The 12,835-nt window shown below is 48.1% G+C and carries 12 protein-coding genes; 9 read left to right on the top strand and 3 right to left on the bottom strand.

All coding sequences use genetic code 11. The annotated features are described in order from the left end of the window. The first annotated feature begins 3 nt into the window (after nucleotides 1-3). The gene (locus tag PKX57_RS02080; protein ID WP_213919741.1) at nucleotides 4-1,101 is read left to right on the top strand and encodes an aminotransferase class III-fold pyridoxal phosphate-dependent enzyme; all 1,098 of its coding nucleotides are present in this window, start codon (nucleotides 4-6) and stop codon (nucleotides 1,099-1,101) included. 1 nt (nucleotide 1,102) lies between these two features. Beyond that, entirely contained in the window at nucleotides 1,103-2,230 is a 1,128-nt protein-coding gene (lysA, locus tag PKX57_RS02075) for a diaminopimelate decarboxylase (protein ID WP_470745919.1), read from the top strand. Between the two features lie 76 nt (nucleotides 2,231-2,306). Here the strand turns inward: lysA and PKX57_RS02070 are convergent, their stop codons facing one another. The 3 genes from PKX57_RS02070 to PKX57_RS02060 all read right to left on the bottom strand — a co-directional run bounded on the left by PKX57_RS02070 (nucleotide 2,307) and on the right by PKX57_RS02060 (nucleotide 5,173). Beyond that, entirely contained in the window at nucleotides 2,307-2,888 is a 582-nt protein-coding gene (locus PKX57_RS02070; RefSeq protein ID WP_213919739.1) for a hypothetical protein, read from the bottom strand. A 5-nt stretch (nucleotides 2,889-2,893) separates the two neighbouring features. Then, on the bottom strand, nucleotides 2,894-4,183 hold the full coding sequence (locus tag PKX57_RS02065) for a patatin-like phospholipase family protein (protein ID WP_214075403.1): 1,290 nt from the start codon (nucleotides 4,181-4,183) through the stop codon (nucleotides 2,894-2,896). A gap of 81 nt (nucleotides 4,184-4,264) precedes the next feature. Next, entirely contained in the window at nucleotides 4,265-5,173 is a 909-nt protein-coding gene (locus tag PKX57_RS02060; RefSeq protein WP_213919737.1) for an AEC family transporter, read from the bottom strand. Nucleotides 5,174-5,440: 267 nt separating this feature from the next. On the opposite strand from PKX57_RS02060, the gene PKX57_RS02055 reads away from it, so the two are divergent. The 7 genes from PKX57_RS02055 to PKX57_RS02025 all read left to right on the top strand — a co-directional run bounded on the left by PKX57_RS02055 (nucleotide 5,441) and on the right by PKX57_RS02025 (nucleotide 12,835). Further along, entirely contained in the window at nucleotides 5,441-6,616 is a 1,176-nt protein-coding gene (locus PKX57_RS02055) for a DUF3798 domain-containing protein (protein WP_213919736.1), read from the top strand. A 76-nt stretch (nucleotides 6,617-6,692) separates the two neighbouring features. Beyond that, on the top strand, nucleotides 6,693-8,297 hold the full coding sequence (locus PKX57_RS02050) for an ATP-binding cassette domain-containing protein (protein ID WP_213919735.1): 1,605 nt from the start codon (nucleotides 6,693-6,695) through the stop codon (nucleotides 8,295-8,297). Further along, nucleotides 8,290-9,333 (top strand): ABC transporter permease subunit, encoded by a 1,044-nt coding sequence (locus PKX57_RS02045; protein WP_213919734.1) that lies wholly within the window; start codon nucleotides 8,290-8,292, stop codon nucleotides 9,331-9,333. The genes PKX57_RS02050 and PKX57_RS02045 overlap by 8 nt, the downstream gene beginning before the upstream one ends. Further along, nucleotides 9,330-10,469, top strand: coding sequence for an ABC transporter permease subunit (locus PKX57_RS02040; RefSeq protein ID WP_213919733.1), 1,140 nt, complete (start codon nucleotides 9,330-9,332; stop codon nucleotides 10,467-10,469). The genes PKX57_RS02045 and PKX57_RS02040 overlap by 4 nt, the downstream gene beginning before the upstream one ends. Nucleotides 10,470-10,471: 2 nt before the next feature. Continuing rightward, the gene (locus PKX57_RS02035; RefSeq protein WP_213919732.1) at nucleotides 10,472-10,849 is read left to right on the top strand and encodes a DUF6672 family protein; all 378 of its coding nucleotides are present in this window, start codon (nucleotides 10,472-10,474) and stop codon (nucleotides 10,847-10,849) included. 92 nt (nucleotides 10,850-10,941) lie between these two features. Then, entirely contained in the window at nucleotides 10,942-12,480 is a 1,539-nt protein-coding gene (gene xseA, locus PKX57_RS02030) for an exodeoxyribonuclease VII large subunit (RefSeq protein ID WP_472415904.1), read from the top strand. Between the two features lies 1 nt (nucleotide 12,481). After that, nucleotides 12,482-12,835 carry a hypothetical protein gene (locus PKX57_RS02025; RefSeq protein ID WP_213919730.1) on the top strand — a complete coding sequence of 118 codons (354 nt, stop codon included), beginning with the start codon at nucleotides 12,482-12,484 and terminating at the stop codon, nucleotides 12,833-12,835.

Below are 12,835 nucleotides of genomic sequence, written 5' to 3'. Positions count from 1 at the left end.
TGAATGCTTTCGAGAGTGTACGATCATCTTTCACTGAAAGTGGAAAGGGCTCACGGCGTAAGAATATCGACTGATAGAGGCGAGTTTCTTGACACCTTCGCCGGTATAGGTGTTCTCGCCTTCGGCCATACCTATGAGGAAACAATTGAAGCCATAAAAGAAAAGATCGGAAGATTCTCTCATACCTCCAACTATTTTCTCGATGAAGATGCCATATCACTCGGCCAAATGTTGCTCCGCATGAGCGGGGGGGAAGGCGAGGTCTTCTTCACCAACTCGGGTACTGAGGCGACGGAGGCGGCGATCAAAGCGATCAGAAAATTGAGAAGGGGAAAACTCGTCTCCTTTGAGGGCAACTTTCACGGTAGGACGATGGGAGCACTCTCGCTTACCCACAGCCCGAAACTTAGAACACCTTTCGAGCCTTTGCTTCCAGACACCGTTTTTCTTCCGCTTTCTGGAAAGACTTTTGAGGAGTTCGTCGGAAGCAACGAAATTGCGGGCGTTTTCGTTGAACCTGTACAGGGAAACAGCGGAGTTCATCCTTTGCCCGAAGAACTTATCGAAGTTATATCCAGCATGAAAGAAAAGTATGGTTTTCTGATAGTCGCCGACGAGATACAGAGCGGTCTTTGCAGGACCGGGGACTTCTTCGCCTATCAGCATCACCATCTGCGAGCCGATATAATTACTGTTGGGAAGGCCGTCGGAGGCGGACTTCCTCTTGGCGCTACTATCTTTCATGGTGTGAGTCCCTTCGCTATGGGAGACCATGGCTCAACCTTCGCACCCAATCCCGTGAGCCTGGCTGCCGGGAAATCCGTTGTGGAGAGAATGGATACCACTCTACTCGAAGATGTTAAAATAAAAGGTGAGTACTTACGCCATGGAATGGAAAGACTTGAATGGGTAAAGGAAGTCAGAGGAAGGGGTCTGATGCTGGGGCTTTCCACTCTCGATCCCATCCGGATAAAGGAGAAAGCCTTCGATAGAGGTGTCCTGCTCAACGTCACCGGGGGGAGCATAAGGTTGCTTCCTGCACTGAACATCTCTATTGATGAGATAGATGAAATACTTGAAAGATTAGATTTTGGAGGTTGAGATGATCGATTTTCAGAAACTGGCGAACGATTATGGCACACCGCTCTATGTGTACGACGCTGTGGAGATAAGGGAGAGAATACACAGAGCCCGGGAGGTCTTCGAAGGGCTCAACGCCAGTATAGTTTTTGCCCTGAAGGCCAATGGAAATCCTGCCCTGCTGAAGATAATGGCACAGGAAGGTGTTGGAGCTGACGTCGTTTCCAAAGGCGAACTTCTGGCGGCCAAAATGGCCGGAATGAAAACGATCGTCTGGAACGGTAACGGAAAATGTGCCTCCGAGAGGGATCACTTCACAAACAAGGGAATAAACTATGTATGTATCGATTCCTTTGAAGAGCTTCCACTGTGGGATGGAGTCGAAATAATAAAGCTTCTCAGGGTCAATCCCGACGTCGATGCTAGAACTCATCCACATATATCTACCGGTCTGAAATCGCACAAATTCGGCATTCCCATCGAGAAAATCGACAGAGCTGCCGACAGGATAGACGGTTTGCATGTGCATATCGGTTCTCAGATCACCGAAGTGGCACCTTTTTTGGATGCTTACTCGAAAGTCCTCGACTGTGCGAAGAAGTACGGTTTCAAATACATTAACCTCGGTGGAGGCTGGGGAATAGATTACTCAGGTGACTCACTCGACCTTGAAGCTCTGAAGTCGGGAATAACCGCCCTTTTTTCAGATTACGACGGTAAGTTGATCAGCGAACTGGGACGTTTTATAATAGGGCCGGCCGGCTACCTCGTTGCCGGTGTGGTGAGCGTGAAACCCTCAGATAAGGTCTTTGTAGTCACCGATGCGGGTATGAACACTCTCATCAGACCTGTGCTTTACGATGCGCATCACAGGATACACATTCTGAATGGAACCGGGAAGACTGTAACCGCTGATGTTGTCGGTCCGCTATGCGAGAGCGGAGATATACTGGCCCGCGACAGGAGGCTGGAGATACCTATACCGGGCAGCGCCATAGTCTTCGAAAACGCCGGTGCATATGGCTTTTCGATGGCCAGCAATTACAACGGTATGCCGCTTCCGGCAGAAGTTCTCGTAGATGGTAAAGAAGTAAGGCTCATAAGGAAGCGCCAGAACATAGAAGAGCTTTTTATAAACGTAAAGATATGATCTCTTCAGTTGTACGGGAGTGTTTGCAAAAACAGCGGAGTCGGACCTCTTCCGACCCCGACTGTTCTATATTGTCCTAGAAGGCATAACCGATACCTATCAATCCTCCATCGGGAATTGTCGTACCTCCAACCAGTGGAAAATCGATATCGAAATAAAACCGGCCGTTGTTCACCGAGATGCCTGGAATAAAGCCGACTTCGCTTGCCACGAAAAGCTGGAGTTTTGCCGCTATCGTCCAGTCCATAATCTTGAATCCAACGATTGGCGCTATCCGCATATATGGTTCGAACAGAGTCTCGTTGTTGCCGGATTTAGATAGAAAGAAGAAGCCTCCGCTCGCGAGGAGAGCCACGTTTGAGAATCCCGGAACTCCGAACTTGGCACCTCCTTCGAGAGTTATCGAAGGAGAGCTTATGAGGATACTGGGTAAAGCAGCTCTGAAAGAGGCTTCTACGTAATCGGTCAAACCGACTCTTGCCAGGTACTGAAAAGTCCACGGGACGACGATGGCTTCGTTAAAGCCGACGAGCAAGTCCATTCCAACGGCGTGCTTCACGGTCCCTTTCGGCTGGATTTCCGGCCCCATAAGCAGAGACATCGGAACACAACCCGAAAAAATCAAAAGTATTACTATAACCGATAATATCCATTTCATAACGATCACTCCTTTACGTCACTCAAAGTGTCGAAAGAGGATTTGAAGAAAGAAAAGTTCTCGGGGGATTCCGGCAACGGGGCGTTCTCGTAAAGATAGAGTACAAAATCGACGGCCCTGTCGTACGGAATCAATGATTCTTCGGGTAGTTCGATCCCGTCTCTTTCGTAGGCGGTTTTAATCTCCTTAAGTATCTCGCCGGTACTGTATAGCATCAGATTGCCGATTTTCAGCTGACGGGCGAGGTTGTCCAGTAAAACCAGAGTTGGCATCGGCAGTTTGTAGATCTTTTCAAGCGACCCGGCGAAATCCTCGTAAAAACTTTCGGGGGAAGGCCATCTCGCAGGATCGCCTATGAACTCGATCGCCTCGAGTTGTTTTTGCACCGGAAGCGAGTCGAACATTACCTCCAGAACATCTCGATCTTCGAAGATGTAGGTATATTCACCTGTGACCAGGCCGAAAGCGGCCAGCGTATCTAGATAACCTTCTTCGATCTGCAGTTGTATTTTTTCGGGATCGAAGTCGAGAGTGCTGCCATACATGATGCGCGGAACTATGTGTGTGACTTCTGCGCCTTGTACGAAGGCCTGAAATCTGGCGATCCTATCCCTCAGTGCAACCCGTCCGATATCGACGAGTACGATGTTTCTGAACCCTCTCTGGAGAGCCATCTCCACAGGCTGATTCGAATAGATCCCCCCATCTATGAAAGCCTTCCCATCGACACGAACAGTTTGAAAGCCCGGGAAATCTGCGCTGGCCATTATGTAGTCTATTAGCTTTCCCTCAGGAATGTCTTCTATGAAAAGCATTTCCGGGCGTAGATCTGTCAGGTCGAAAGTAACAAGTCCAAAGTCTATACCGGAGTTTCTGACAGTCTTTTCCGAAATCAGTTCCTCAAGCAATTCTCTCAGAGGCGAAACGTCTATGCCCTTTTTTATTATGTCGATAGCTCCCTGGAAAAGCTCACCGACACTCCATTCATTCGAACCGCCGTAAGCATCTATCAACGTTTTTTGTCCCTGTGTTGGCTTCATCACTTTGCTCTCGGAGATATCTCTCCATACCTCCAGAGCCTTTCCAAAATCACCCTGGGCAACTGCTGCAGCGTTCAGAGATCCGACAGAAGTACCATAGACTCCACCTATAGTTATGTCCATATCAATCAAGGCCTTCCAGGCCCCGATTTCGTAACCACCTTTGGCACCGCCACCGGAAAGAACCAGTCCGACATTCGACAAAGCCAGAGACAAAATCATCAAGAACAATATGGCTAGAACGGACTTTTTCATTGATCTCACCTCTCTTTCGGTTAGCTAAATGATACCATCACGGCTTATACCTGAAAAAGATGGAGCGAATATCTCCACCGTTCAGTCAAATAACGAAATTATTACGGGAATACTCACCAGCGAGAAAAAGGTCGAAGACGCGATCAACCTCGATGCTAGATCGTAATCGGAATCGTATATTCTGGCGAATATGGAAGTATTGGCTGCCGCCGGCATGGCGCTCATAATTATAAGGATTTTCTCTACGACACCGGGCAGTTCTACCAATTGCAGGAAGAAAAAGACAGTCAGAGGAACTGCAAGAAGTTTGAAGAGGCTGTATACTATAACTCTTTGGTCTCCCAGCACACTCTTCATTTTGGCGCCGGCCAGAGTAATCCCCGCGATAACCATGGCCAGGGGGACGGTGCACTCTCCGAGCATACTCAACGACTCATCCAGAAAACTCGGTAAGGGTATCGAAAAAACGAACAGGAACAACCCAATTAGAAGAGAGATTATCCCCGGATTGAGAAGACACTTTTTCCTTTTGCCGAACTCTCCTCCGGCGATGATTCTCACACCGGCCGTCCATGTAAGAACATTGAACCAGATGTTGAACACACCTGTGTAGAAGAGACCTTCTTTACCCAGAAGCATCTCCACTACGGGGTACCCCATATAAGCCACGTTTCCCAGTAGCGAAGCGTAAAGAACAACTGCCCTGGCTTTCCCTTCGAGCTTTAGTAATCTGACTACGACGAGTCCGACTATCCATAGAAAAGTGTAGAGAAATCCCCCGCTCAAGAACAAGATCAAAGAGCTGGAAAGCATTTCGAATGAAAACTGGAATTGCATGGAGTCAATTACGAGCGCTGGAAGAGTCACATAAAGAACGAAAGTAGACAGTCCTTTCGTGAAGGAATCGTCAACGAGCCTTACCTTTTTTATTGTGAAGCCGACCCCGATCAAAATGAAGAAAGTCAATACCTTACCGACTATCGGATTCATCAGGATAATTATAAGCCAGTATATTCAAGAAAGACCGTGATGCCGAAAGAATAGAGTTATTGCGGGAGGCTTTGTACCCAAAAGTGATCTTAATCAGGATTTCTCAAAGGCCATTCGATTGTGATAAACTTGTAAATGAGATTTGATCCTTTCCTTTTTTCTGTCCGGGATCGCCGGTTTCTATTCGGTCGTGAGAGTGGAAATGATATTATTCAGGATGCCATTTTGGCAGCCTATACACCTTAAACAGAAAAAGGGGGTTTTTGAATGCGCAAAGTACTTCTAGTTCTCGTGGCAGTTCTTGTGAGTGCCGCGTTTCTTGTTGCGGCAGACTTCCACATCGGTGTCGTAACGGGTACCGTATCACAGTCCGAAGACGATCTCAGAGGGGCCGAAGCCTTGATAAAAAAATATGGAGATGCCGCCTCTGGAGGAATGATCGTCCATCTTACCTACCCGGACAACTTCATGTCGGAACAGGAAACAGTTATCGCTCAGATCACCGGTCTCGCCGATGATCCCCTTATGAAAGCTATCATCGTCAACCAGGCCATCCCGGGAACGGTCGAAAGCTTCAGGAGAGTAAGAGAAGTAAGACCGGACATCCTCCTCCTGGCGGGTCTTCCCCATGAAGATCCTCCAATGCTGGCTGCCGCCGCTGACCTATCGGTGAACGCCGACTCCATCGCCCGCGGCTACCTCATAATCTACACTGCCAAGCAACTTGGTGCCGAGAAGTTCATGCACATCTCCTTCCCGAGGCATATGTCTTACGAACTGCTATCCAAGAGAAGAGACATCATGAGAGCAGCCTGCGAAGAGCTGGGACTGGAATTCATCGACATGGGATCTCCCGACCCGGTCAGCGACGTTGGTGTGGCCGGTGCGCAGCAGTTCATACTTGAGAAGGTTCCCGCATGGCTTCAGGAGTTCGGAAACAAGACAGCCTTCTTCTGTACCAATGACGCACACACCGAACCTCTTCTGAGAAGAGTCGCCGAGCTCGGTGGATACTTCATTGAAGCCGACCTTCCATCACCGTTGATGGGCTACCCCGGTGCTCTCGGTGTAGCTTTCAGCGAAGAAGAGGCCGGTAATTGGCCGGCGATACTTGCAAGGGTTGAAGAAGCCGTTGTCTCCAGAGGTGGAGCGGGCAGAATGGGAACTTGGGCCTACTCTCTCGGTTACACCACCACCGCTGCTCTTGCCGAGCACGCAAAGAATGTAATCGAAGGCAAGTGTGCTATTGACGACTTCGACGCGGTAATGGCGGTTTTTGCCGAGTACACACCGGGAGCCGGCTGGAATGGAAGCTACTACATCGATGCCGATGGAATCGAGAGAGAGAACTTCCTCATGATTTACCAGGATACCTATATCTTCGGTAAGGGTTACATGGGAATCACGGAAGTCGAGGTTCCACAGAAATACCTTGAATTTTAATTGAAATAGCGTCAAGAAGGGGGGGCGACCCCCCTTTTCTTGACTCTTCTCAACTTACGGAGTTTGGGGTGAAGTTATGGATGAAAAAAACTATCTGTTGAGAATGGAAGGGATCAATAAGGATTTTTTTGGTAATCAGGTTTTGAAAGACGTAACCTTGAGAGTCGCTAAGGGAGAGATAGTGGGTCTGGTTGGCGAAAACGGCGCCGGGAAGTCCACGTTGATGAACATACTGTTCGGATTGCCCGTTATTCACCAGACGGGTGGTTACCAGGGAAAGATATATCTCGAAGATAAAGAAGTGAATTTCGCGAGTCCTTTCGAAGCCATAGAAGCCGGAATTGGAATGGTCCACCAGGAGTTCATTCTGATACCGGGGTTCACGGCAACGGAAAATATCCTTCTCAATAGAGAATCAACTAAATACAACATTTTCGTGGAAGTCTTCGGAGAGAGATTAAAAACTCTGAATAGGCAAGAAATGCATAAGAGAGCCGTTTCAGCAATCGAGAAATTAGAGGTTCAGCTCAATCCCGACATGGTGGTCAGCGAAATGCCGGTCGGACACAGACAGTTCACTGAAATTGCTAGAGAAATGGACAGAAAATCTACGAAATTGCTGGTTTTAGACGAACCAACTGCCGTTCTAACTGAATCGGAGGCAGAAACGATGTTGAAAGCTGCCAGAAAGCTCGCAAACCTCGGTTTGTCTATCATCTTCATAAGTCACAGGCTGAGCGAGGTTCTTGCTATATCCGACAGATTGATCATTCTCAGGGATGGACAGGTGGTTCGTGAACTCGAATCTTCCAGGACCACCCCCAGGGAGGTCGCTTCGTTGATGGTTGGTCGCGAGATAAAGGAAGGCCTGTCAAAAAAGTCGAAAGAGTTCGAAAAGTCAGAAATAGTTCTGGAGATAAAGGATCTGTGGGTCGATATGCCAGGCGAACAGGTAAACGGGGTCGATCTACAGGTACGTAAGGGCGAAATTCTGGGAATAGGTGGACTCGCCGGTCAGGGCAAACTGGGAATAGCCAATGGGATAATGGGTCTCTTCCCAGCCGAGGGAGAGGTAGTTTACAGAGACGAAAAACTGCCCTTGAACAACCCAGTGAGAGTATTGGGCAAGGGTATAGCATTCGTATCCGAGGACAGGAGGGGAGTCGGCCTCTTGCTGGATGAACCCATTGATCTCAACATAGTCTTCACTGCCATGCAGATACAGGGAAGGTTCATCAAGAAACTGATGGGCGGGTTGATAAAATGGCGCGACGATAAGGAGATCGCCAGGGTAGCCAGAGAGTACGTTGATTCTTTGCAGATTAAGTGTGTGAGTGAGAAACAAAATGCCAAAGAGCTTTCGGGAGGAAACCAGCAGAAAATCTGCCTTGCCAAAGCCTTCGTTCTGGAACCCGATCTTCTATTTGTTTCCGAACCTACCAGAGGTATAGATGTTGGTGCCAAAAGCGTCGTCCTGGAGACTCTCAAAAGACAGAACAGGGAACACGGAACGACAATCGTAATGACTTCTTCGGAGCTTGAAGAACTGCGATCGATCTGCGACAGGATAGCCATCGTCAGTGAAGGGAAGATAGTCGGTATTCTACCTCCAACTGCCGATCCGGCCGATTTTGGACTATTGATGCTCGGAGAACAGGAAGAGGTGAAGGCCAGTGTTTGAGAAAATCAAAAAGCTCATCGAAAAGGCTGGCTGGCCTAGAATAATCATCGGATTGTTCCTGTTGTCTCTGTTTTTTATAGCACCGTTCGTAGGAATAAAGGTGAGCACTTCTATAAGCGACACGATCGTCAGGTTCGCAATGAACGCGGTCCTGGTGCTTTCGCTTGTTCCAATGGTGCAATCTGGGTGCGGACTGAACTTTGGAATGCAACTAGGAGTTATCGCCGGACTGATTGGAGCCATAACCAGCATAGAGCTCGGGATTACCGGATTGGCAGGTTTCCTGGTCGCAATCGTTATCGCGATCCCCTTTGCGGCAATTCTAGGGTTCCTATATGGATTACTGCTAAACAGGGTTAAGGGCGATGAAATGGTCGTTGCGACTTACGTCGGATTCTCTTCGGTCGCTTTTATGAGTATGATGTGGCTGCTCCTGCCCTACAAAAGCCCGAACATGATCTGGGGTTACGGTGGCGAGGGCCTGAGAACTACCATAAGTGTCGAAGGTTACTGGCTTGGCGTTTTGAACGACTTCCTAAGTATAAAGGTTGGAAATTTCTTTTTCCCGACCGGTACGATCATCTTTTTTGGGCTTATGGCTTTGATCATCTGGATTTTCTTCAAAACGAAACTCGGTACTGCCATGACGGCGGCAGGATCGAACCCGGTTTACGCCAGGGCGGCCGGCGTAAATGTTGACAGGATGAGAGTGCTTTCTGTCGTTATCTCGACTATCGTAGCCGCGATCGGAATCCTCGTTTACGAACAAAGTTTCGGCTTTATACAACTCTATATGGCGCCTCTACTAATGGCCTTCCCCGCGGTCGCTGCGCTCCTGCTAGGTGGTGCCTCTGTCTCCAAAGCGTCGATGGGAAACGTTATAGTCGGAACGTTCCTGTTTCAGGGTATTCTTACGATGACACCTTCTGTCATGAACAACATCATAAAGAGCGATATGTCTGAGGTAATAAGGATAATCGTTTCCAACGGTATGATTGTGTACGCTCTGACAAGAAGAATGAAGGTGAGAACATGAAAGATCAAAGCCTGACCCGTGCGAAAAGTCCGCTGGCTAGATTTGTGATTTCCAACGCCGTTCCTATTCTTTTTATAGTACTGCTAATATTCGCTATACCACTTTCGGGCTTTTCTACCGATTATCTTATCAACGAAATAATAACAAGATTGGGTAGAAACTCCTTTCTGGTCATCTCTCTTTTAATACCTGTAATGGCCGGAATGGGGCTGAACTTCGGTATCGTACTCGGAGCAATGGCCGGTCAGATAGGGCTCATCTTCATGCTAGACTGGGGCGTTGTGGGCATACCAGGTATCTTGCTGGCGATGCTTATAGGCACGCCGATTGCAATTCTTCTGGGACTGCTGGCGGGTACGATCCTGAACAGGGCTAAAGGTAGAGAAATGGTAACGTCTATGATTCTCGGTTTTTTCATCAACGGTATTTATCAGTTGACGATTCTGTATGGTATGGGAAGCTTAATACCGATTACCAGCAACAAAATACTACTTCCGAGGGGTTACGGAGTGAGAAACGCCCTCGATCTGATCAGCGTGAGAAAGGTACTCGACAATATGTGGTCGATCAATATCAGCAACATTTCCATACCACTCGGTGTATTCTCGATAATAATCGGTTTGTGCATCTTCGTTTATTGGTTCACCAAGACCAAACTCGGGCAGGACATGAGGGCTGTCGGGCAGGATATGCAAGTTGCCGCCACAGCAGGTATAAACGTTGACCGAACCAGGACGCTGTCGATAATAATATCGACCGTACTCGCATGTTTCGGCCAGATAATCTTCCTGCAGAACATAGGGACGATAAACACTTACAACTCTCACGACCAGGTTGGAACCTTCGCGATTGCTGCCTTGCTGATAGGAGGGGCGTCGGTTGTGAAGGCTACGATACCGAATGTGTTTATCGGTATAACGCTCTTCCACCTGACTTTTATAGTCGCTCCGAGAGCCGGCAAGGAGCTTCTGGGTCAGGCTCAAATCGGAGAATTCTTCAGGGTCTTCGTCTCTTACGGAATCATCGCGATATCGCTTGCGCTTTACGCCTGGAGAAGACAGGTAGAAAAAGAGACGGAAAGAAGGCAGGCAAAAGCGGCGATCAAGGCGGCCATAGAAGATAAGGCGGAGGGATGATGATGAAGAGAAATATAATCAGGCTCGCCCTCGTGATTGTGTTGATAGTCCTGGGATTGTGTCTGTATGTTCTGGGGAAAGAGCACAAGATATTCGTGGACAACAGGGATATCGTGATAAACGGAACCGAGCTGAAGTCAACCAACCCTTTCATCGTGTACGTTGACAATGTCGATCTCGAAGAAGTTGGTAAGGGCAAGAGAAAAGTCGCTTATTCGCCGGGACCATGGCATACTGTGAAAGCGATCGAGAAACTTCCCGATGGAACCACGCGAGAATTCGTCAAAAAATTCACTTTATCACCGAAAGACACTGCTATTATTAACTTACCTGCCCTGGTATCTGAAAAGGATGGGTGGCTGAAAATTGAGGGCGAGTAATCGCCCTCTTTTCTATAACTCCCACCGCATTTCAAACGCTATTCTGTTATCATTTTTAAGGACGACTAGACTGCTTTCCGGAGGAAGTTGAGATGGAAGAGTTAACCATCGAATTCAAAGATATCGAAAACATGCTCGAACATATCAGGAGCGTATTAGTTCGGGTCGGTCTCAACAATCTAAGAGTCAAATTCCCGGCCGATGTCACCAACGTCGGAGCGAAGGGAAACTACGTCTATATAAACGTTTCACAGGACTACACGGAGCGTGGTGCAAAGAGAAAGATCGATTTGAACATGATCGCGGATATGGCGGCTTTCGGTAGAATGGGAAGACAGCTCGGATTGAAATCATCTAACGAACTTAAAGGAAAAAAGTGGCAATTTCAGGGTACTATCAGCTTTTACAAACCCCGGGCCAGTTTCTCCATCTGGATAGATACCATCGCACCATTAGGCGAGTCGGATATTACGGTCCGGCGTCGCGAGATCTACGCTGCGTTGAAATCGAATAACGCACTCAGAACAGAGGAACACGAATTGAGCGAGCTCCAGCCTATACGCAAAATAGCCGTCATCTCGTCGGCCACAGCCGCAGGGCTGGGGGATTTCTACTCCAATTTGAATCTTAAAGAGCCGTACAGACCCGTGGTTCATCTATATGAATCTTTCATGCAGGGCAGCGAAACCGTTCCGGGGATCTTGAAGGCTCTCAACATGATCAAGACCTCTCTTATCGCTTACGATGTGGTAGTTATTACACGCGGGGGAGGTTCGGCGATCGATCTTATGTATTTCGACGATCTAGATTTAGGAATGGCTATATCGGCTTTTAGCAGAGATTACTGCCCGATCTTGAGCGCTATCGGCCACGAACGTGATTTCACCATACCGGATTTCGTCTCCTGGAAGCGTTTCGATACTCCCACCGCTGCGGCGAAAGCCATAACCGAACAGATAAACACTCACAGCGAGAGCCTGAATCGAGCGGCCGCAACGTTGAAAAAAGAAATGGAATGGCTCTTCGAGAAAACATCCACGTTAGCGGAGTTTGAAAGGCTCAGAGAGTTCGCCACCAGAGTGGAGACACTCATTGAGAGATCCGACGAACAGTTCGAAACAGTTGCTGAAAGAACATCGAGACGTCTACTGTCGGAAATCGAAAGAGCAGCCTCCTTCATAGACTCCCTCGACAGGGACAGTTACGCCATCACAATCGAGAGGACCTTTGAGAGAGTTTTAATTCTTACAGACAGCCTCTTCGAGAGAGCCAGCACAATTCTGGACAGACATCTGAAAGAATCCGCGAGTGCACTCGATAAGGTAAATGTTGATGTGTCTATGGACAGTCTTCTCTTCCGCACAGACACCTCTCTGGATCTTTTCGAGAAAGGTGTGCTGAGATCGTTCGAAAGAGTTGAATCGAACGCAGTAAATAATCTTGAGGAGCTATCTTCGGGGTTGGTGGAACACGGCGGCTATGCCGCATCTCTACTTTTAGGCGGAGTTGTTTTGAAAAGAGATTCTCACGTTGTTAGAAGCGCCAGGGAAGTGACCAGAGGCGATAGGCTTGAATGCTATTTCGCTGATGGGTGCGCGACAACCATTATAGATGAAGTTACGGAGGTATGAGATGGAAGAGAAGACGATAGAGGGGATACTGAAGCTCAAAGAAGAACAGATAAACTCCATGGATTTCAAAAAGCTTCTTGCATATATCAGATCGATCGACGAATACTTCAGGAGTAATACCAATCCCGATGTTGAAACGGCCCTCAAGACCTATCAGAAAGCGATTCAGCTACTGACAGCTGCCAGAATGAGGCTAATGGTGTTGAAGAAAGAGAAAGAGGAACTCGATAGAAAATACTCTCAGTTTCTCGCCTCCATATCCGGGGAAACGATCGGGGAATCGAACTCCGGCGAAACAGAAGAAGATGAAGAGAAATCGAGCGACACCCAGAAGAATGGCAGGCTTCCTTTTTAG

The organism is Mesotoga sp., from assembly GCF_035363035.1.
Taxonomy (GTDB): Bacteria; Thermotogota; Thermotogae; order Petrotogales; family Kosmotogaceae; genus Mesotoga.
Note: the sequence above shows the minus strand (reverse complement) of the source record. Positions and strands in the feature narration are given on the sequence as shown.

Coding starts and splice junctions, on each gene's coding strand:
- PKX57_RS02080 (WP_213919741.1), top strand. CDS start 4: ATGCTTTCGAGAGTGTACGATCATCTTTCACTGAAAGTGGAAAGGGCT.
- lysA (WP_470745919.1), top strand. CDS start 1,103: ATGATCGATTTTCAGAAACTGGCGAACGATTATGGCACACCGCTCTAT.
- PKX57_RS02070 (WP_213919739.1), bottom strand. CDS start 2,888: ATGAAATGGATATTATCGGTTATAGTAATACTTTTGATTTTTTCGGGT.
- PKX57_RS02065 (WP_214075403.1), bottom strand. CDS start 4,183: ATGAAAAAGTCCGTTCTAGCCATATTGTTCTTGATGATTTTGTCTCTG.
- PKX57_RS02060 (WP_213919737.1), bottom strand. CDS start 5,173: ATGAATCCGATAGTCGGTAAGGTATTGACTTTCTTCATTTTGATCGGG.
- PKX57_RS02055 (WP_213919736.1), top strand. CDS start 5,441: ATGCGCAAAGTACTTCTAGTTCTCGTGGCAGTTCTTGTGAGTGCCGCG.
- PKX57_RS02050 (WP_213919735.1), top strand. CDS start 6,693: ATGGATGAAAAAAACTATCTGTTGAGAATGGAAGGGATCAATAAGGAT.
- PKX57_RS02040 (WP_213919733.1), top strand. CDS start 9,330: ATGAAAGATCAAAGCCTGACCCGTGCGAAAAGTCCGCTGGCTAGATTT.
- PKX57_RS02035 (WP_213919732.1), top strand. CDS start 10,472: ATGAAGAGAAATATAATCAGGCTCGCCCTCGTGATTGTGTTGATAGTC.
- xseA (WP_472415904.1), top strand. CDS start 10,942: ATGGAAGAGTTAACCATCGAATTCAAAGATATCGAAAACATGCTCGAA.
- PKX57_RS02025 (WP_213919730.1), top strand. CDS start 12,482: ATGGAAGAGAAGACGATAGAGGGGATACTGAAGCTCAAAGAAGAACAG.